The sequence below is a fragment of the Streptomyces sp. NPDC002888 genome, assembly GCF_042888465.1.
Taxonomy (GTDB): Bacteria; Actinomycetota; Actinomycetes; order Streptomycetales; family Streptomycetaceae; genus Streptomyces.
Genome location: NZ_JBIAPU010000017.1, coordinates 42,616 through 62,377, shown reverse-complemented (window position 1 = coordinate 62,377; position 19,762 = coordinate 42,616). Strand labels below are relative to the sequence as shown.

General features: G+C 70.1%; 17 protein-coding genes and 1 tRNA gene. 8 read left to right on the top strand and 10 right to left on the bottom strand.

The genetic code is table 11. The annotated features are described in order from the left end of the window. Positions 1 to 408: 408 nt before the first annotated feature. On the bottom strand, positions 409 to 5,595 hold the full coding sequence (locus ACFYWX_RS26555; protein WP_389426607.1) for a family 43 glycosylhydrolase: 5,187 nt from the start codon (positions 5,593 to 5,595) through the stop codon (positions 409 to 411). 270 nt (positions 5,596 to 5,865) lie between these two features. On the opposite strand from ACFYWX_RS26555, the gene ACFYWX_RS26550 reads away from it, so the two are divergent. After that, a tRNA-Pro gene (locus ACFYWX_RS26550) sits at positions 5,866 to 5,939 on the top strand. A gap of 209 nt (positions 5,940 to 6,148) precedes the next feature. Here ACFYWX_RS26550 and ACFYWX_RS26545 read toward each other — a convergent pair. Both ACFYWX_RS26545 and ACFYWX_RS26540 read right to left on the bottom strand, forming a co-directional pair. Continuing rightward, positions 6,149 to 6,619 (bottom strand): SMI1/KNR4 family protein, encoded by a 471-nt coding sequence (locus tag ACFYWX_RS26545; protein WP_389426606.1) that lies wholly within the window; start codon positions 6,617 to 6,619, stop codon positions 6,149 to 6,151. Next, positions 6,600 to 7,085: a DNA/RNA non-specific endonuclease gene (locus ACFYWX_RS26540; protein WP_389426605.1), complete on the bottom strand. Its 486-nt coding sequence runs from the start codon at positions 7,083 to 7,085 to the stop codon at positions 6,600 to 6,602. Before ACFYWX_RS26540 ends, ACFYWX_RS26545 begins: the two co-directional genes overlap by 20 nt. 10 nt (positions 7,086 to 7,095) lie before the next feature. On the opposite strand from ACFYWX_RS26540, the gene ACFYWX_RS26535 reads away from it, so the two are divergent. The 5 genes from ACFYWX_RS26535 to ACFYWX_RS26515 all read left to right on the top strand — a co-directional run bounded on the left by ACFYWX_RS26535 (position 7,096) and on the right by ACFYWX_RS26515 (position 12,034). Further along, the gene (locus tag ACFYWX_RS26535; RefSeq protein ID WP_389426604.1) at positions 7,096 to 7,269 is read left to right on the top strand and encodes a hypothetical protein; all 174 of its coding nucleotides are present in this window, start codon (positions 7,096 to 7,098) and stop codon (positions 7,267 to 7,269) included. 502 nt (positions 7,270 to 7,771) lie between these two features. Next, positions 7,772 to 9,016, top strand: coding sequence for an ABC transporter substrate-binding protein (locus ACFYWX_RS26530; RefSeq protein WP_389426603.1), 1,245 nt, complete (start codon positions 7,772 to 7,774; stop codon positions 9,014 to 9,016). Positions 9,017 to 9,018: 2 nt separating this feature from the next. Beyond that, positions 9,019 to 9,966 carry a carbohydrate ABC transporter permease gene (locus ACFYWX_RS26525; RefSeq protein ID WP_389426750.1) on the top strand — a complete coding sequence of 316 codons (948 nt, stop codon included), beginning with the start codon at positions 9,019 to 9,021 and terminating at the stop codon, positions 9,964 to 9,966. Then, positions 9,966 to 10,799 (top strand): carbohydrate ABC transporter permease, encoded by an 834-nt coding sequence (locus ACFYWX_RS26520; protein ID WP_389426602.1) that lies wholly within the window; start codon positions 9,966 to 9,968, stop codon positions 10,797 to 10,799. The genes ACFYWX_RS26525 and ACFYWX_RS26520 overlap by 1 nt, the downstream gene beginning before the upstream one ends. Positions 10,800 to 10,831: 32 nt before the next feature. Further along, complete coding sequence (locus ACFYWX_RS26515; protein ID WP_389426601.1) at positions 10,832 to 12,034, top strand: ABC transporter ATP-binding protein; 1,203 nt, start codon at positions 10,832 to 10,834, stop codon at positions 12,032 to 12,034. A 25-nt stretch (positions 12,035 to 12,059) separates the two neighbouring features. Here the strand turns inward: ACFYWX_RS26515 and ACFYWX_RS26510 are convergent, their stop codons facing one another. Beyond that, positions 12,060 to 12,719, bottom strand: coding sequence for a TetR family transcriptional regulator (locus ACFYWX_RS26510; RefSeq protein ID WP_389426600.1), 660 nt, complete (start codon positions 12,717 to 12,719; stop codon positions 12,060 to 12,062). A 56-nt stretch (positions 12,720 to 12,775) separates the two neighbouring features. Here ACFYWX_RS26510 and ACFYWX_RS26505 point away from each other — a divergent pair, with 56 nt between their 5' ends. Then, entirely contained in the window at positions 12,776 to 13,714 is a 939-nt protein-coding gene (locus ACFYWX_RS26505; RefSeq protein ID WP_389426599.1) for an oxidoreductase, read from the top strand. An 8-nt stretch (positions 13,715 to 13,722) separates the two neighbouring features. Here the strand turns inward: ACFYWX_RS26505 and ACFYWX_RS26500 are convergent, their stop codons facing one another. The 5 genes from ACFYWX_RS26500 to ACFYWX_RS26480 are packed head-to-tail and all read right to left on the bottom strand — an operon-like array spanning position 13,723 to position 18,088. Then, complete coding sequence (locus ACFYWX_RS26500; protein WP_389426598.1) at positions 13,723 to 14,121, bottom strand: (2Fe-2S) ferredoxin domain-containing protein; 399 nt, start codon at positions 14,119 to 14,121, stop codon at positions 13,723 to 13,725. A 3-nt stretch (positions 14,122 to 14,124) separates the two neighbouring features. Then, complete coding sequence (locus ACFYWX_RS26495; RefSeq protein WP_389426749.1) at positions 14,125 to 14,652, bottom strand: NUDIX hydrolase family protein; 528 nt, start codon at positions 14,650 to 14,652, stop codon at positions 14,125 to 14,127. Positions 14,653 to 14,676: 24 nt separating this feature from the next. After that, entirely contained in the window at positions 14,677 to 15,795 is a 1,119-nt protein-coding gene (locus ACFYWX_RS26490; protein ID WP_389426597.1) for an amidohydrolase family protein, read from the bottom strand. Between the two features lies 1 nt (position 15,796). Then, entirely contained in the window at positions 15,797 to 17,200 is a 1,404-nt protein-coding gene (locus ACFYWX_RS26485) for a glutamine synthetase (protein ID WP_389426596.1), read from the bottom strand. Between the two features lie 57 nt (positions 17,201 to 17,257). Then, positions 17,258 to 18,088: an SAM-dependent methyltransferase gene (locus tag ACFYWX_RS26480; protein WP_389426595.1), complete on the bottom strand. Its 831-nt coding sequence runs from the start codon at positions 18,086 to 18,088 to the stop codon at positions 17,258 to 17,260. A gap of 71 nt (positions 18,089 to 18,159) precedes the next feature. On the opposite strand from ACFYWX_RS26480, the gene ACFYWX_RS26475 reads away from it, so the two are divergent. Further along, on the top strand, positions 18,160 to 19,029 hold the full coding sequence (locus ACFYWX_RS26475; protein ID WP_389426594.1) for a Cof-type HAD-IIB family hydrolase: 870 nt from the start codon (positions 18,160 to 18,162) through the stop codon (positions 19,027 to 19,029). Positions 19,030 to 19,033: 4 nt separating this feature from the next. Here ACFYWX_RS26475 and ACFYWX_RS26470 read toward each other — a convergent pair whose 3' ends face one another. Next, positions 19,034 to 19,735: a response regulator gene (locus tag ACFYWX_RS26470; RefSeq protein ID WP_389426593.1), complete on the bottom strand. Its 702-nt coding sequence runs from the start codon at positions 19,733 to 19,735 to the stop codon at positions 19,034 to 19,036. Between the last annotated feature and the right edge of the window lie 27 nt (positions 19,736 to 19,762).

Sequence of the window (19,762 nt, the reverse complement as noted above, 5' to 3'; positions counted from 1 at the left end):
CGGCCATGCCCGGCTGTGTCTGGGCCGAGGGGCTCGGTGAAGGCGGCGCCGCAGACCATCTGGCGCCTGGCGATGTGGGGCAAGAAGGCAGGCGCGGGCCTGGACGACCCGTCGTTCGTGCAGCCGCGCCCCGTCAGGGGCGCGGGGAACTGCGCGAGCAACCCCACACAACCCGCACGGGACGAAGCCCTCGCAGAGCATGTCGCCCGGCGTGCGGACGGCCGGGTCCGGCGGACGCCCTCGCCGTCCCCGTCGGTGAAGCGGGCAACCTGCGTTCCTTCGGGACCGTGCCTGACGGCTGTCGGCTGCACCGCCGAGCCATGAAGCGGCGCCCGGGGCTGTGGAGCCCCGGGCGCCGCTCGGTGGGTCTGACGACCGAGCCCTACGGCTCGGTCGTCGGTCGTGGCGTCAGCCGAAGATGATGCCGTAGGCCTTGCTGCCGGTGAGGTTGTCGTAGACGACGTCGCCGGTGGACTTCTTCCAGATCTTGATCCGGAAGGTGTCCGGGGAGTCGGTGACGGTGATGCGGAAGCCGTAACCGCTGGTGCCGTTGACCGTGCCGGAGCCCTGGTACCGGGCCTCGGAGCCGGTGACCACCAGCCAGTCGGACGACGTGGCACGGAACGACAGCTTGGCCGCCGCGTAGTCGAAGGTCGCGTTGCCGCTGGGGACGGTGGCGCCCTTCTTGTACGCGGCCCCGAAGGAGAAGCCGGCCGGACCGGTCAGGGTGGGCTTGGCCGGGTAGGCGCCGGCCGGCGAGGAGATGATGCCGACGCCCGCGAGGGGACCGGCCGCACGGTCGTAGACGATCAGTTCGGGGAGCTCGGTGGTGTCCGAGCCGCCGTCGTCGTCGGTGACGGTGATCTCCGGGCGGTGGATGCCCGCCTTGGCGTAGGCGTGGGTGGCCTCGCAGCGGGAGCCGGTGACCTTGCCGGCGGTCGGTGCGGTGCCGTCCTTCCAGTCGACCCGGCAGGTCTGGGTGTCAGCCGTGCCCAGGTCGGTGAAGTCCGCCGTGACCACCGCGCCCTGGCCGACCGCCACCGGCTTCGGGCCCGCTGCCCCCGTGATCACCGGGGCCGCGTTGGCGACCGTGACGGTGAGCGAGTCGCTGCTGCGGCCGCCGGTCAGGGTGACCTTGTAGGTGCCGTCGTCGGCGCAGGTGAGGGCGGTGAGGATGGCACCGGGGTCGGAGAAGGTGCAGGGTGCTCCGTCCTCCACCGTCCACTTGGGGCCGCCGGCGCCGGAGATGGTGCCGGTGAGGGAGATCGCGCTGCCCTCGGTGCCGCTCGCGTTCGGACCCGCGTGGACGATGGTGACCGGGTCGATGCTCGTGAGGGTCGGGACGACCTTCTTGATCAGGCCGTCGGTGTCGAACTCCAGCTTGTCGATGGTGGTTTCGCGGTGGGTGCCGTCACCGCCGGGGATGGCGAAGCGGTGGTAGGCGATGTACCAGTCGTCGGTGTTCGGGACGTGGACGACGGAGTGGTGGCCGGGGCCCTTGATCCCGAGGGAGAGGTCCTTCTCCAGGATCACGCCCTGCTTGGTCCAGGGGCCGGTCGGGGAGGGGCCGGTGGCGTAGGCGACGCGGTAGTTCTCGTCCCGCGTGTCGTTCTCCGACCACATGAAGTAGTAGGTGCCCTTGCGCTTGATGACGAAGGTGCCCTCGTTGTAGCCGCTCGGGGTGATGTTGGTGACCTTGGAGGCGTCGAAGGAGACCATGTCGTCGTTGAGCGGCACGACGTACGCCCGGCCGTTGCCCCAGTAGAGGTACGACTGGCCGTCGTCGTCCGTGAAGACGGCGGGGTCGATCATCTGCCCGGTGTACTGGCCCGCCTTGAGCAGTGGCTTGCCGAGGGCGTCCTTGAACGGCCCGGTGGGTGAGTCGGAGACGGCGACGCCGATGTTCGCGTCGGCGCAGAAGTAGAAGTAGTACTTGCCGTCCTTCTCGGCGATCGTCGGCGCCCACGCCCTGCTGTCCGCCCAGGACACGTCAGGTCCCAGGTCGAGGATGACGCCGTGGTCCTTCCAGTGGACGAGGTCGGTGGAGGAGTACGCCTTGAACTGCGTGCCGCTCCAGCCCTCGAAGCCGTCGGTGGTCGGGTAGATGTAGAAGGTGTCGCCGAAGCGGACGATGTTCGGGTCGGCGTTGAGCCCCGGCAGGACCGGGCTCTTCATGATCAGTGCCGAGACCGTCCAGGTGCGCTTCTCGCCGTCCGAGCCGGTGACCTCGTACGTCTGCGGCTTGGTGAAGTCGCGCAGCGTGCCGGAGGCGGGGCTGAGGGTCGCGCCGTGGGCGAGGGTGAACTGCGGTGCCAGGGCGCTCGGGTCACTGCCCTCGGTCAGCGGCAGGGTGATCGTGCTGTGGGCATCGTCGATGATGGCGTCGACCTTCAGCGCCGGGTGGGTCGCCGCGGCGATGCCCGTGGTGTTGCCGCTGAGCTCCAGGACCTCGGCGGGTGTCAGGGCCCGGTTGTAGATACGGAAGTCGTCCACCTCGCCGCCGAAGTACGGGTCGGGGGAGTACAGGGACTTGCCGATGTAGCCGGAGTAGCCCTTCGAGGCGTCGTACAGCTCGGACGGCTTGATGGTGACGCCGGTGGCGCGGGCGGCCTCGACGCCGTCGACGTAGAGGATCGCCGTCTCGGTCGCGCCGTCCACGGTGACGGTCACGTGCTGCCACTTGCCGGCGGTGAGCGGGGAGCCCGCCGTCATCTGCTTCTCACCCGACCAGGTGGCCTTGGTGATCGCCGAGAACAGCTTGCCGCCGCCGTTGGAGGGGGAGGCGAAGAGGTACTTGTTGTTGTCCGGGCCCAGTCCGAAGAGCCACTGGAAGTTGTCCCCGCCCTTCCACTTCGCGTACGTGGAGACGGTGACGCTCTCGGCGCCCTTCAGAACGCCGTTGGGGATCCGGACGTACGGGGAGGTGGTGGAGGAGCTGGAACCGCCGGACATCTTGAAGGAGCCGCCTTCCACCCCCGTCCCGAAGTCGGGCGTACGGACGTAGGTGCCGTGGTAGCCGTGACCGCTGGAGTCACGGGCGATGTTGCCGCCGGTCTCGTCGAACTTGTAGTCCAGGACGAGGTCCGCGGGCACGTCGGAGCCCTGCTCCGAGACCGTGACCTCGGCCTTGACCTTCAGCGCGGAGCCGTCCGGCAGGCTGCCCGTCACCGTGAAGGTCCCGGCCTGCGCGTACGCCGAGGCCGGGACGTCGTCCCAGGTGACGGAGACCGGGCGCTCGACGCCGTCGGCGTACTGCGCGATCACCGTGGCCGGCAGGACCGGGGCCTGACCGACGCGGGTCTTCACCGAGACGTCCTCGGCGCTCTGCACCAACTGGTCGGCCTCGTACGTGCGCAGCAGCCGGTCGTACTCGGCCTGCGTCACCGGGAGCACCGTGCCGTGACGGGGCTTGGCGGGCAGGTCGTAACCGGTGGACGGGGTCCACTGGCCGGAGTCGAGGTCGGTCGACTCGAACGGGATGTAGCCGCGGCCGCCGAACTCGTCGGCGAACAGGTACCACTTGTCCTCGGTGTTGGACTTGAAGACCAGCGGTCCCTCGGCGGCGCTCATCGTGCCCTTGCCGATGCCCGCCACGACCGGGTCGTAGGACGGGTTGAGGATCGAGTCGCTCTTCTCCTCGAAGATGAACTTGCTGTCGGGGGTGGAGGAGGTGTTGTTCCGCTCGTCCTTGGAGAAGCGGTAGTACGCGTTGTCGTGCTTGATCATCGTGGAGTCGATGACCGAGTAGCCGCGGTCGATCCACACCTTGGGCTCGCTGAAGGTGTAGAAGTCGCGGGTCGTCGCGTACATCATGCGGTTGTACGTGTCGCCGGAGTGCTCGGGGTTGTCGTACAGCTTCGACGCCCAGAAGACGACGTACTCGCCGAGCTTCTCGTCGTAGAACGCCTCCGGTGCCCAGGTGTTGCCGGCCGAGTCGGGGGAGACCTTCACCAGGCGCTGGTTGGTCCAGTGCACCAGGTCGGTGGACTCCCAGACCATGATGGACTTGCTGCCGGTGCGCTGTGAGGCGTCCCAGTTGCCGTTGCCGTAGATCCGCAGGTCGGTGGCGATCTGGTAGAACTTGTCGCCCTCGGGGGAGCGGATGATGAACGGGTCGCGCAGGCCCTTCTCGCCGAGCGTGGAGGTGAGGACCGGCTTGCCGTCGTTCAGCTCCCGCCAGTGCAGCGGGTCGTTGCCCTTGCTCAGGGCGGCGTAGAGCTGCTCGCCGTCCGCGGTGCCCTCGCCGGTGAAGTAGCTGAACATATAGCCCTTGAGGGCTTCCTTGACGGGGAGCTCGGGGACCTTGGCGGTGAACACGCGGGTCGCCTTCGCGTCGCCCTTCGTGACCGTCGCGGTCAGGTCGACCGTGGTGGCGCCGTCTCCGTGCGCGGGGCGGTGCACCACGCCGTCGGCGCCGACGACGTCCGGGTTAGCGGACGACCAGGTGACCTTGGTGGCGTAGTCACCGGTCGCCGGGAGGGTCAGGTTGCCGCGGGCGTCGTCGAGGTTGTGGACGCTCAGGGCCTCTGCGGCTTGCTGGGCGGCGGTCGCGTCGTCGAAGGCCGCGGGGACCGTGACGTCGAAGCTCTTGGTGTCGGTCACGGTGCCCTTCTTCAGGGTCGCCGTGAGCGTGGCGTGTCCGTCCGGCTCGCCGGAGGGCGGGCGGGTGACCTTGCCCGTGGCGGACACCACGGAGGTGTTGTCGCTGGCCCAGGTGATCTTCGAGCCGCCCGCGGTGCCGGTGGTCGGCAGGGTCAGGTCGGAGACGACGGCGCCGGTGTCGCCGAGGGTCAGGGCGGCCTTGTCGTCGGCGACACCCTGGGTGGCCACGGGGAGGGAGAGCTGCTCGACCTCCGTACCGGCCAGCGCGCGGTCGTACACCCGGAAGTCGCGGATGCGGCCCTTGAAGAGCTTGTCGCCGGGATACACGGACTTGCCGACGTAGTTGGCCGTGGTGATGCCGGAGCCGATCGCGCCGGGGGTGATGGTGACCGCCGTGTTGCGGCCGACCTCGATGCCGTCCTCGTACAGCACGCCGGTGGTGCCGGTCTGGGTGTAGGTGAGCGTCTTCCAGACGGCTCGGGTCAGGGCGTGCGAGTCGGCGGGCTTGGTGGTCTGTTCCGTGGACCAGTTGCCGGTGGCTATGGAGGTGCGCAGGCCGTCGCCGGTGGTGAAGAGGTAGCCGTTGCCGGCGGTGCCGCTCGTGTTGCCGAACCCGTAGATGAAGTACGGGGTCGGCTGGGCTGAGTCGATCTTCACGTCCATCGAGACGCTGATCGAGTTCATGCCGCTCATGATGTTGTTCGGCACCTTGATGTAGGTGTCCGAGCCGTTGAAGGCGAGCCCGTCACCGCTGCCGGACCAGGCGGCGGCGCCGTTCACCGTGCCGTCCCGGCCGTGGCCGGAGGCGTCCGTCGCCACGGTGCCCGAGGCGGCGTCGAGCTTGTACCAGAGGGCCAGGCCATCGGTGATGTCCGCCGCCTGTGCGGGGGCGAGGGGTCCGGCGAGACCCAGGAGCAGCGAGGCCGCGGTCAGTCCGGCGAGCCGGCCCGCCCTACGTCTCGCGCGGCTCCGCAGCCGGGGGGTGTGCAGCATGGACTGGTCTCCTCGTCGAGACATGACATGAGCAACGCGAGGACGGGACGGCGGGGAACTGACACTCCTGCGCACCCTTCCGGTTTCGTCTGTGTGACGTCGCGTTGCGCGAGTGTCAGACGTGGTGTGGGGCCAGGTCAAGAGTTCTCGAACGATGTCCGACCCATCGAACGATCTGGTGTCGTCCAGGGGGCTCGCCGGGGCGTCCGTGGCTTTGTGTGCGGTAGGGTTCGTCTGTGTGATCACGCGGCCCGGCCGCGGGAGACGCAGCGGGACGTGGCGCAGCTTGGTAGCGCACTTGACTGGGGGTCAAGGGGTCGCAGGTTCAAATCCTGTCGTCCCGACTTTGCGAAGTCGCAGGTCAGGGGTCGTTTCAGAGGAGATCTGAAACGGCCCCTTGATCATTTTTTGGGGACCAGTTGGGGACCAGCGCAGGCGGGACACGGAGCCCTCACTGGCGACCGCGTAAGTCCTCGAACCTACTGAATGACGATCGCCCCCAGGAACCCTGGGGGCGATCGCTGTTCACATGTGCCTGCGGATCAGTTGCCGATCAGTCGATGCGGTCGCTCAGGCCCAGTACCTTCGGGTCGTCGCTGGGGAAGTCCCTGGGCATACCCCCCACGTGGATGGTGCGCCCGTACACGCCGGCCAGGAACTCGACGGCACCTGCCTGGAACTCCATCCAGTCGCCGTTGTCCCCGCGGACGACCACCGGCCATGCGTCCGGGTCCGCGGGGCTCGTCTTCCAGTAGAAGGAGTCCCCCGAATAGGACGACGCCCAGCTGATCAGGCCACCCGGCTGCGGGTACGGGACGTAGTCCTCGGTGTCGCCCATCTCGTACAGATCCTGAAGGATCTCGTCCTCCCGGCACCCGGACGCCCACAGCGTCTCGGCACCGGGCGTCGGAACGGACACCATGAGGAAGTCATCGATGACCAGCACCGGGTACGCCTCCGCGAGGGAACGGAAGTCGGAGGGCAGCGCCCTCCCGAGGGCCGCCTCAAGGGCAGCCCAGTCCACGCTGCGCCCACCAGGCACACGCCACCGTGTCATCGACGGAAGCACGGCCTCCAGCTGTTCGGCCCTCAACATGCCGTCTGCCAATCCGGGCTGTTCTGGACCACGACGTGTGGCTGTAGTTGGCCTTCCCTGTGTACATGACCCACTTCCCGGCTGCGAGCTGCTTCTCCATCTTGATCTCGCAGCGCCGCATGCCGCTTTTGTTCATACGCGAGAATCCGGTGAACAGGTTCTCGTTGACCCAGTCGCCGCCCACCTTGTCGCCGACGGTGTGCGTGCGGTCGAAGATGGTTCCGCCCGTCTTGGTCTTGTTCTGCGCGGGGTCCGGGAACCCGTATACGTTCACCGAGCCGGTGTCCCGGTCGGCGAGCGGGGGCTTGAGGTCGCTCGGGCAGATCAGCGCGGTGGCCCCTTGGGCGCGGCCCGCCCCGTCCAGCGACTGGTACGCCGGTGTTCTTTGGCGCACGAGCGTCGAGGTGCCCCTCGGCCGGGACCCGATCGTCAGCATCGTCCTCGGCGAACAGGGCGGGCAGGCCCGCTGCACCCTCGGCGTCCGCGGACACCACGTACAAAGCGCCACCGCCACCGGCACCTTCGGCCGCGCCACCTGCGCCGGCACCCTGCCCGGCCCGGACACCACCACTCGCTGACCACACACCCCGAAGCCGGTACCACGGCCGGCAGGTCACACCGTATGCACGGTCGAGGCACGGGTCGTGGCCGGCAGCACGCAGCATGCCGTCCCCGACGGGACGCGCCTCGACATGATCGACCCCAGCGCCGCAACCCCACGGCACACGGCCAGGGCGAGGGCGGCACCAGGCCCGGCAAGCCCACCCCGGGGAACAGCGCGTCGGCCGCCGCTCCTGGGGGTCAAGGGGTTCAAATCCTGTCGTCCCGACTCGATAGAGTCGCAGTTCAGAGGTCGTGTCGGAGTGATTCCGGCACGGCCTCTTCGTCATTTCCGGGACAGTGGCCGGGGGACCTTCGCCGACCGGTATGGGCTATTTGCCGCAATGTGTACTTTCCCTCCCCTTATATAGGGCTTAGCGTTCGCCGGGAGAGAGTCACCGCGGGGCCCGTCCCCGCCACCGTCCCGGGAAGCGAGGTGTGGAGCGCGTGCGGAAGGGACGTTCCCGCAGGACGAGACGGATGCGGGTGCTTGCCGTACTGCCGCTGCTCGCGTCGATGCTCGCCGCGTGCGGCAGTGACGAGGGCGGCGGACGGCCCACCCTCAACTGGTACAACTTCCCCGACGACTCCGGCGCGCTCCAGAAGGCGGCCGACCGGTGCAGCCAGGCGTCCGACGGTCGTTACGAAATCAGCTACAACAAGCTGCCGCGCGCCGCCGACGGCCAGCGCCAGCAGATGGTCCGCCGACTCGCCGCCGAGGACGACTCGCTCGACATCCTGGGCCTGGACGTCACCTGGGCGGCGGAGTTCGCCGAGGCGCGCTGGATCCGCGAGTGGACCGGGGAGGCGAAACGGCGGGCCACCGAGGGCACCCTGCGCGTACCGCTGCAGACCTCGACCTGGAAGGGCAGGCTGTACGCCGTCCCGTACAACACCAACACCCAACTCCTCTGGTACCGCAAGGACCTGGTCCCCACCCCGCCCAGGACCTGGGCCGAGATGCTGGCCATGGCCGGCGACCTCGCCCGGCAGGGCAAGCCGCACTTCGTGGAGATCCAGGGCGCCCAGTACGAGGGCCTGACCGTCTGGTTCAACACGCTGATCAACAGCGCGGGCGGCTCCATCCTCAACCCGACCGCGACCGAGCCCTCCCTGGGCCCTCCGGCCGTGCGAGCCGCCGGGATCATGCGCGAGCTGGCGAACTCCCCGGCCGCGGACCCCTCCCTGTCCAACCAGATGGAGGACCAGAACCGCCTCGCCATGGAGTCGGGAACGGCGGCGTTCGAGCTCAACTACCCGTTCGTCTATCCGTCGATGATGGCGAACAACCCCGACCTCTTCAAGAACTTCGGCTGGGCGCCCTACCCCCGGGTCGACGCGAACCGACCGGCCCGGCCCACGATCGGCGGCATCGACCTGGCCGTGAGCGCCTACTCCCGCCACCCCGACCTGGCCTTCGAGGCCGCCCTGTGTCTGCGCAACCGGGAGAACCAGCTCACCGCCGCGCTCGAGGGCGGACTGCCGCCCACCCTGCGCGGCCTGTACGACGAGCCCGAGTTCATGAAGGCGTACCCCTTCTCCCGGGAGGTGCTGGCCTCCTTGCAGGCGGCGAGCGTACGGCCGATCACTCCGGCCTACCAGAACATCTCGATCGCGATCTCCCACACGCTGTCCCCGCCGTCGGCGATCAATCCGGTGAGCTCGATCGAGACCATCAGGGACCAGATCGACGATGCCCTGCGATCCGAGGGTGTGATCCCGTGAGCATGCAAGCGGAACCTGCCGGCGCCCCGCAGCCTCCGGAGGCGGAGCCCCCGAAGCAGGACCGGGCGGCGCTCTCGGCGGGCGCCCGGCAGGAGCGGCGGCTCGGCTGGCTGCTGTGCGCACCCGCCGTCGTCGTCATGCTCGCCGTGACCGCGTACCCCATCGGGTACGCCATCTACCTGTCCCTCCAGCGGTACGACCTGCGCTTTCCCGGGCAGGCGAAGTGGGTGGGCCTGAGCAACTACGGGGCCGTGCTGACCTCCCCGTTCTGGTGGGACGCGTTCTGGGTGACGCTGTTCATCACCGGCGTGTCCGTGGCCATCGAGCTGGCCCTCGGCATGGGACTCGCCCTGGTCATGCACCGCACGATCTTCACGCGCGGCCTCGTCCGCACATCGGTCCTCATCCCGTACGGCATCGTCACCGTGGTCGCCGCCTTCTCGTGGCAGTACGCCTGGACCCCGGACCTCGGATACCTCGCCGAGCTGCTGCCCGAGGGCGACGCCCCGCTGACCGAGCAGTGGCCCGCCCTGTGGCTGATCATCCTCGCGGAGGTGTGGAAGACGACGCCGTTCATGGCCCTGCTGCTGCTCGCGGGCCTCGCCCTGGTCCCGGAGGAGACCCTGAAGGCGGCCATGGTGGACGGCGCCACACCCTGGCAGCGCTTCACCAAGGTCATGCTGCCCCTGATGAAGCCGGCCGTCCTGGTCGCGCTGCTCTTCCGCACCCTGGACGCGTTCCGGATCTTCGACAACATCTACATCCTGACCGCGGGCGCCCAGGACACCGGCTCCGTGTCGATCCTCGGGTACGACAACCTGTTCACCGCGCTGAACCTGGGCATCGGGTCGGCGATCTCGGTCCTGATCTTCATCTGTGTCGGGATCATCGCCTTCACCTTCGTCAAGCTGTTCGGCGCCGCCGCACCGGGCGCGGAGGTGAAGCGCTGATGGCCGCCGTAGGAAAGACGCACGCCGCCCGATGGACCGTCGTGAACGTCGTGGTGGTGCTGTACGCCCTGTTCCCGGTGTGGTGGATCGCCGCGCTGTCGTTCAAGGACCCCAGCACCCTCACGGACGGCGACTACATCCCGAGGGACTGGACCTGGGAGAACTACCGGGGCATCTTCGCGACCTCCGAGTTCACCAGGTCGCTGATCAACTCGATCGGCATCGCCCTGATCGCCACGGTCATCGCGGTGGCGCTGGGCACCATGGCCGCCTACGCGGTGGCCAGGCTGCGGTTCCCCGGCAAGCGGGTGCTCATCGGCATGTCGCTGCTGATCGCCATGTTCCCGCCGATCTCCCTGGTGTCACCGCTGTTCAACATCGAGCGGATCATCGGGATCTTCGACACCTGGATCGGGCTGATCATCCCGTACATGACCTTCTCGCTGCCGCTGGCGATCTACACCCTGTCGGCGTTCTTCCGGGAGATCCCCTGGGACCTGGAGAAGGCCGCCAAGGTGGACGGGGCCACGCCCGCGCAGGCGTTCCGGATGGTCATCGTGCCGCTGGCCGCGCCGGGCGTGTTCACCACGGCCATCCTCGTGTTCATCTTCTGCTGGAACGACTTCCTGTTCGCGATCTCGCTGACGTCCACGGAGTCCGCGCGGACGGTGCCCGCCGCGATCGCGTTCTTCACCGGCAGTTCGCAGTTCCAGCAGCCCACCGGGTCGATCGCCGCCGCCGCCGTGGTGATCACCATCCCGATCATCCTGTTCGTTCTGTTCTTCCAACGTCGGATCGTCGCCGGACTGACCTCCGGGGCCGTCAAGGGATGACCCGCACGGCATGAGGCAAGGAGGCACCACCCATGGCCGAGATCGTCCTTGAGGGAGTCACCAAGCGTTTCCCCGACGGGTCCCTCGCCGTCAAGGACGTGGACCTCGACATCGCCGACGGCGAGTTCGTGATCCTCGTCGGACCGTCCGGATGCGGCAAGTCCACCACCCTGAACATGATCGCCGGGCTGGAGGACATCACCGACGGCACCCTGCGCATCGGTGACCGCGTCGTCAACGAACTCGCGCCCAAGGAGCGCGACGTCGCCATGGTGTTCCAGAGCTACGCCCTGTACCCGCACATGAGCGTCCGCGAGAACATGGGGTTCCCGCTGCGCCTGGCAAGGGTGGACAAGGACACCATCAACACCAAGGTCGAGGAGGCCGCGCGCGTCCTCGACCTGAGCGAGCACCTGGAGCGCAAGCCCGCCAACCTCTCGGGCGGGCAGCGCCAGCGGGTGGCCATGGGGCGGGCGATCGTCCGTGACCCGAAGGCGTTCCTGATGGACGAGCCGCTGTCCAACCTGGACGCCAAGCTCCGCGTGCAGATGCGCACCCAGATCTCCCGCCTGCAACGGCGCCTCGGCACCACCACCGTGTACGTCACCCACGACCAGACCGAGGCGATGACCCTGGGCGACCGTGTCGTGGTCATGCGGCAGGGCCTGGTCCAGCAGATCGGCACCCCCGCGCAGCTGTACGACCTCCCGCGCAACCTCTTCGTGGCGGGGTTCATCGGTTCCCCGGCGATGAACTTCCTGAACGCCACCCTGGAGCAGGGTGCCCTGCGTTCGCCCCTGGGTGAGATGCCCCTCGACAACCGTATGCGGCAGGAGCTGGAACGGCAGAACGCCCCCCGCGAGGTCATCATCGGACTGCGGCCCGAGGCCTTCGAGGACGCGGCCCTGTCCCGCGAGCGGGGCGGCGGCGGCCCCGTCTTCAACGCCACCGTGGATGTGCTGGAGTCGCTGGGCTCCGACGTGTACGTCTACTTCTCCGCGGAGGGCGGGCCCGTCAGGACCGCCGAACTGGAGGAACTCGCCACCGACTCGGGCGCGCGGGACACCGGCGCCGGCGCCGGGGACGGCGGCGCCCAGCAGATCGTGGCCCGCCTGGACGCCGCGACCCGCGCCCGTGAGGGCGAACAGGTGGCGTTGCAGGTCGACATGAGGAAGGCGCATGTGTTCGACCCGGCGACCGGGGTGAACCTCACACATCCGGAGACCACCAACTGATCCCGCCCCCCCCCGGCCGACGAGCTCAGCGCGCTCGGCCGGGCCGGGGAAGCTCGTCCAGCGCCGGAGCGATGACCGCGAAGGCCCGGTCGGTCAGGGCGACGGGATCCTCGGCGCCCTCGCTGCCGCTCCACCGGTGCAGGACGGTGTCGAAGGCGGTGAGCGCCATTCCGGCGGCGAGCCGCGGATAGAGATCGGTGTCGGGGTCCAGGCCGAGCCGGTCGGCCAGCTCCGTCGCCAGGTCGTCCCGCCACTGCGCCTGACGCTCCAGGAAGCGGGCGTACAGGGCGGGCGTGCGCAGGATCAGCCGGACCACCCGCAGGGCCCTCTCGGCATGGTCGGAGTGGTCGGCACAGGCGGCGACGGGGACCTGGACGGTGTGCCGCAGCGCCACGGACGGGGATTCCACGGCAGGGCGCGCCGCCAGCTCGGCGCGCATGTCGGCGCCCATCCCGGCCAGGAACTGGACGACCACGTCCTCCTTCGACGCGAAGTACCGGAAGAACGTCCGCTTGGACACCCCGGCCGCGGCCACGATCTCGTCGACCGTTACTCCGTCGAACCCCTTCAGCGCGAGCAGTTGCAACGCCGCCTCGGTCAACTCGTCGGAGACGAGCTGACGCTTGCGCTGGGCGAGGGTGGTGTCGGGGCGGGGGCTCACCGGATCATCGTAGCGCGGTGCCATGAATAGCACCAGGTGCCATCTTGACACTTTGTGCCATGAAGGGCACGGTGAGGCGCATGACCGAACGACAGCGCTGGACCGCCGACCGGATTCCGGACCAGACCGAGCGGGTGTTCGTCGTCACCGGGGCCAACAGCGGCCTGGGCCTGGCGACCACTCGGGCACTCGCCCGCCGGGGCGGGCACGTGATCCTCGCGGTGCGCGACGAGGACAAGGGGCGGCGGGCGGCCGCGCGGATCACCGCCGAACAGCCGGACGCCCGCCTCGACGTACGCCGGATCGACCTGGCCGACCTCGACTCCGTCCGCGCCTTCGCCGAACGGCTGCACGCCGACCACGGGCGCGTGGACGTCCTCGTCAACAACGCCGGAGTGATGGCACCGCCGCGCACGCTGAGCGCGCAGGGGCACGAGGTGCAGTTCGCCGCCAACCACCTCGGGCACTTCGCCCTCACCGGCCTGCTCCTGGACCTGCTGGCCGCCGGGCGCGACCCGCGGGTGGTCACGGTGAGCTCGCTCAACCACCGGCAGGGGCGCCTGAACTTCGACGACCTCGCCGGAGAGCGCCGCTACTCACCGATGGGCTTCTACAACCAGTCGAAGCTGGCCAACGCCGTCTTCGGCCGGGAGCTCCACCGCCGGCTCACCGAGGCCGGCAGCCCGGTGCGCAGCCTGCTCGCGCACCCCGGCTACACCGCCACGAACCTCCAGTTCGACGGGCCGGTCGCCCTGTGGAGCGTGCTCTTCGGCCGCATCGGCGGCCCGCTGCTCGCCCAGTCCCCGGACCGGGGCGCGCTGCCGCAGCTCTACGCGGCCACCGCCCCGGACGTGACGGGCGGCGACTTCGTCGGACCGGACGGCCTGGGCGAGCTGCGCGGCGGACCGACCCGGGTACGGCTCTCGGCGGCGGCGGAGGACGCCGAGACCGGCCGCCGCCTCTGGGAGGTGTCACAGGACCTGACGGGGGTGCGGTTCGTGTTCCCGACACCCGTGTGAGACGCAGGTCAGCGGCGCGTCCGTGACCGCGCCTCGCGTGGCGGGCGGACGAACTGGAGTTCCAGGGTGACCGGGGGGTCGGCGAGGCCGGGGCCACCCGCGTCGGCCCAGGTGATCAGGTCGTCCGTGCAGTCGTCACCCATCGCGAAGCCGACCCAGACGGCACGGCCGCCGGCCAGGCGTCCGGCGGCGGAGGGCTGCACGACGACGACGTTGGCCTGGTCGCAGGGGCCCAGACAGTCCGTCGTACGGACGGCGAACCGCCCGCCGGAGGCGGCCGCACCGGCGCGCAGCCGGTCCAGCTGCCAGGCGTGGTCGGAGTCGGGGTACTTGCGGGGGTCGCCGCAGCAGCAGCCGCGGCACACCACGAGGGTGCACGGCCGCTGCCCGGCCCGTATCACCGGCACCGGTCAGGACGCCAGGCCGACGTGGGCCATCGCCTGCCGCAGCAGGAATCCGTGCCCGCCGGGCATCTCGCTCTGCACGCCCGGCGACAGTGCCTCCTGGGGGCTGAACCAGACCAGGTCGAGGGCGTCCTGCCGGGGACGGCAGTCACCGGTCACCGGGACGATGTAGGCGAGGGACACCGCGTGCTGCCGGGGGTCGTGGTACGGCGAGACGCCCTGCGTCGGGAAGTACTCCGCGACGGTGAAGGGCTGCAGGGAGGTCGGGACGCGGGGGAGGGCCACGGGGCCGAGGTCCTTCTCCAGATGGCGCAGCAGGGCGTCCCGGACGCGCTCGTGGTGCATCACCCGGCCGGACACCAGGGTCCGGCTGACATTGCCGTCCGGTCCGATGCGCAGCAGCAGTCCGATGCTGGTGACTTCGCCGCTGTCGTCGACGCGCACCGGCACCGCCTCGACGTACAGGATGGGCATGCGGGCGCGCGCCGATTCGAGCTCGTCGGACGTCAGCCAACCGGACGTGGTTTCGGTCATGTCAGACATTGCTTGATCATACTTTCAGTCGGCGGCGGACAGACGGTAGACCTGACGGGCGTTGTCCGTTCCCGCCCACCGGGCGATCCGCAGCGCGTCGGGCAGGCTCAGTTCGTCGCCGTCCACCCGGTCCTGGAGCAGATCGCCCAGTCCCCGGCGGAAGGCCAGCGCGCCGAGCCAGTAGAACTCGGAGACACCGTAGGCGTCGGAGCTGTACAGCAGCTTGCGGAACGGTGTGATCTCCAACGCTTCCTCCACCACCGCCCGGGCCCGGGCCGGCCCGACGTAGTGCAGGGTGAGGCCGACGTCGAGGTACACCTGCTCGAACACCGCGGCCAGGTAGGCGGCCTGGCGCTGGTAGGGCCAGCAGTGCAGCAGGAGCACCGGGATCGTGCCGGAGGTCAGGTGCAGCCAGTCGGTGAGGTGGGTGGGGTCGGTCCGGTGCAGCCGGATGTCGTTGTCGCCGAATCCGGTGTGGAGTTGCAGGGGCAGGCCCAGGTCGACGGCGGTCCACAGCAGATGCCGTACGAGGACCGGGTCGTCGAGGCGGCCGCCCCGTGCCAGCCATCGCCGGGCCGCCTCGGTGACGTCGGCCGCCGACGGGCGGGCCGGGTCCAGGTCGAAGCCGGTGCGGTACGCGGCCACGGACTTCACGCCCACCACACCCGGCCGCCCCACGGCGACCCGGGCGGCGCGGAGGAACAACTCGGCGTACTCGTCCGGCTCGACGCCCCCGGCCGCCACGGCCTCGGCGACGCTCTCCAACCGGACGACCTCGTACGCCTCGTACGTCTCGAAGGTTTCACCGAGTTTCGTGGGACCGAAGCCCGTGTCGACGCAGAACACCTCGGTCCCGGCGGCGGCGAGGAAGCGCCGGTCGACCTCCCGCCATCCCAGTTCCGCCCGCCGGGCCAGGTACGCATCGGCGGGGGCGTGGCGGGACAGGTCGAGCAGGGGCGCGCAGTGACGGCGTACGGCCACGCCGACGGGGCTGTCGAAGGGCGAGATCCCGCTGCCGGGCCACCTCTCGCCCTCGGTGATCAGGGACTCGAAGCCCGCCCGGTCCAAGTCGGCGGTGACCACGCCGTGGCAGTGGTGGTCGACCAGCCGCAGCGCGTCGAGGGCGTCGTGGACCGCGCCCATGTCAGTACTTCCAGCGGTACGCCGCCGCCACCCGCTCGTCGTCGAGACCGTGCACCGCGGCGATCTCCCCTTCGCGCACGGCGACCACGGCGTCGGCGAGGACCGGTCCCAGCGCGGCGCGCAGCCGTGCGTCCGCGCGGAACACCTCGACGGACTCCGCGAGCGAGGTGGGCAGCCGGCGCACGCCCCGGGCGGCAGCCTCGTCGGCGGCGAGGCCGGCCGGATCGCCGGAGACCTCCTCCGGCAGCGAGGCGCCCGACGCCAGGCCGTCGAGGCCCGCGGCGATCAGACAGCCGAGGGCGAGATACGGGTTGGCGGCCAGGTCCACGGGCTTCACTTCCAGGTTCGCCTGCTGGTCGCGCAGCCCCGCCGTGCCGGTGACGACCCGGATCGCGGTCTCGCGGGTCTCCAGGCCCCAGCAGGTGAACACACCGGCCCACTGGGAGGGCTTGAGGCGCAGCTGGCTGGCCGGGCTCGGCGCGGTCACCGCGGTCAGCGCCGGGAGGTGGGCGAGCACGCCGGCCGCGAAGGACTCGGCGTCGGCCGTCATGCCGTGGCGGCCCTCACCGCCGGAGTGCAGGTTCCGCCCGTCGCGCCAGGCGGAGAGATGGACGTGGCCGCCGTTGCCGACACCCCGCGCGAGGACGGCGGGGGAGAAGGAGACCTTCAGCCCGTGGCGTTGAGCGACCGCCCGGACCGTCTGCCGCACCAGCACACTGCGGTCGGCCGCCGCCACCGGATCGAGCGCGCCCACCGAGACCTCGAACTGCCCGGCCGCGTACTCGGGATGGATCTGGTCCACGTCCACGCCCTGCGCGGCGAGGGCGGCCAGCAGGTCGGCCAGGTAGTCGCTCAGCTCCACCTGCCGGGTGGCGCCGTACGCCGGACCCGACACCGCGGGCACGAACTCCCCGTCGGGGGCCGAACCCAGGCCGACCGCCCACTCGATCTCGATGCCCGCCCGGAACGCGAGGCCGTGCTCCCGGGCCGCGTCCGCGACGATCCGGCGCAGGAAGGTGCGGGAGCACCCCGGGTGCCGCTCGCCGTCCTGCGTGATCCGGTCGACCGGCGCCCACGCCCAGCCGGGCTGCCCGGACAGCACCACCAGCTGGTCGAGGTCGGGGTAGAGGCGCAGGTCGCCGTCCGGGGAACCGAGCACGTCGGTGGTGACGATGTGGTCGTTGGCCAGGAACGTGTCGAACACCGGGGACATACCGACGCCCCAGGCCGCCGCCGAGGCCAGCTTGGCGGTCGGAACCGTCTTCACCCGGCCGATGCCCGCGGTGTCGACGTACGCCAGGACGATCCCGTGCACGCCCTGCCCGGCGAGTCTCTCACTGAGCGAGGTGGCACGGTCGACGTCACCGGGGCGCCCGCCGGGGACGGGATCGGCAAGGGTGGTCATACGTCCTCCACGGTCGGCGGCCACCACGGTCGGCGTCCACCACGGTCGGCATGGCCGTCAGGGTTTCACGGCCACCGCACCGAACTGCGGTACCACGACGGGAGAGTCGGGCTCCGCACGCCACCGCGAACACGACACGAGACCCGGGTCGAGCAGCTCCAGACCCTCGAAGAACGCGGCGATGTCCGCGCCGTTGCGGGCGGTGATCGGTGGAGTGGCGTTCTCGTTCCAGAACTCCATCGCCGGGATCTGGCCCTCGCCGCCGAGGTCGGCGTCGAACGTCGGGTGGGTCAGGACCAGGAAGCTGCCCGAGGGAACCGCGGCCATGACCCTTCGTACGATCTCGCGCGCCTTGTCGGTGTCGAGCACGAAGTTCAGGATGCCGAGGAACATGACCGCGACGGGCTGGTCGAAGTCGAGGGTGCCCGCGGCGCGTTCGAGGATGGCATCCGGGTCGTGCACGTCCGCGTCGATGTAGTCGGTGACGCCCTCGGAGGCGCCGGTCAGCAGGGTGCGCGCGTGGGCCAGCACGATCGGGTCGTTGTCGACGTACACGATCCGCGACTTTGGCGCGATCCGCTGCGCGATCTCATGCGTGTTGTCCCCGGTCGGCAGCCCGGTGCCGATGTCCAGGAACTGCCGCACCCCGCGCTCCTCGGTCAGGAACCGCACCGCCCGGCCCAGGAACCAGCGGTCGGCGCGGGCGATGTCCCGGATCAGCGGGAACATCGCGGCCACGTGGTCACCGACCCGCCGGTCGACCTCGTAGTTGTCCTTGCCGCCGATCCAGTGGTTCCAGACCCGCGCGTTGTGCGCCACACCGGTGTTGAGCCGCGCCTTGTCGGTCACGATCTGTCTCCTCCACGTCCGGGCTGGTGCCGCCGCCATTGTGCCGTCGGATGATCAGCGTGTCCCGGATAAGGTGACAATCGGCCCGCACCCCTTACGGAAAGCAGGACATGCCCTACTCGCCCGCGCCCCTCGCCACGCCCGATTCCACCGCCGTCGCCTCCGCCGACATCAGGCTGGTCGTCACCGACATGGACGGCACGCTGTTGGACGACGACAAGCGGGCCCCGGCGGCACTGCGAGAGGTGCTGGACCGGTTGCGCGAGCGCGGGGTGCTCTTCAGTCCGGCGAGCGGGCGTCAATATGCCACGCTCGCAAGGGAGTTCGCGGACGTGGCCGAGGGCATGGTGTTCATCGCGGAGAACGGCACCTACGTGGTGCGCGACGGGGTGGAGCTGAGCTCCGATCCGCTGGCACCCGGGGTCGCCGCCAAGGTCGTGGCGGCCGTACGGCAGCTGGTGGCGGACGGCGTCGACGTCGGGGCCGTCGTCTGCGGGAAGCGGTCCGCCTACGTGGAGCGGACCGACGAGCCGTTCCTGGCCGAGGTGCGCAGGTACTACGTCGAGCACCGGATCGTCGAGGACGTCGCCGCCGTCGACGACGAGGTCATCAAGGTGGCCCTCTTCGACTTCGGGTCGGCGGAGCGGACCACCGCGCCCGCCCTCGCACCCTTCGCCGCGACTCACCAGGTGGTCGTCTCCGGCGAGCACTGGGTCGACGTGATGAACCGCACCGCCAACAAGGGCGCCGCCCTGCGCCGGCTTCAGCGGGAGCTCGGCATCACGCCCGCGCAGACCCTGGTGTTCGGGGACTACCTCAACGACCTGGAGATGCTGGACGCCGCCGAGTGGTCGTTCGCCATGGCCAACGCCCACTCGGAGGTCGTCCGCCGGGCCCGCCATCTCGCCCCGTCCAACAACGACAACGGCGTCCTGCGGACCGTCGCGCGCCTCCTCGACCTGCCGGTGCGGGGCCTGTGACCCGTCACGGGCGGGGCTGTGCGTGCCCGTGCTGCCAGGCCCAGGCCGCGATCTCGACGCGGTTGCGGGCGGCCAGCTTGAGCTGAACGCTGGACAGGTGCGTCTTCACCGTGGAGAGGGAGACGAACAGTTCGGCGGCGATCTCGGCGTTGGTGCGGCCGAGGGCGACCAGGCGGACCACCTCGAGCTCGCGGTCGGTGAGGGGTTCGGTCGGCGGTGCGGGGCGGGGCGCCTCGGCGGCTGCCTGCGGTGCCGTGAGGTGTTTGAGCAGGCGGACGGTGATCGACGGGGAGACCAGGGAGTCGCCCGCCGCGGCGGCCCGGACCGCCTCCGCGAGCAGGGTGGGCCCGGAGTCCTTGAGCAGGAATCCGCAGGCGCCGCCGCGCAGTGCGCCGTAGACGTACTCGTCGAGGTCGAAGGTGGTCACCACGACCACCCGCATCGGGTCGGCCACCTCGGGCCCGGCCAGCAGGCGGGTCGCCTCCAGGCCGTCCAGCTTCGGCATCCGGATGTCCAGCAGGCACACGTCGGGCCGCACCCGGCGGGCCAGCGCCACCGCATCCGCGCCGTCGGCGGCCTCGGCGACCACGGTGATGTCGGGCTGCGCGTCCAGGAAGAAGCGGAAACCGGTGCGGACCATGTCCTGGTCGTCGGCGATGAGGACACGGATGGGGGCAGCACCGGGGGCGGGCGCGGGGGTGGTCATGGCTCGATCATGCCTCAAGGGGGGAAT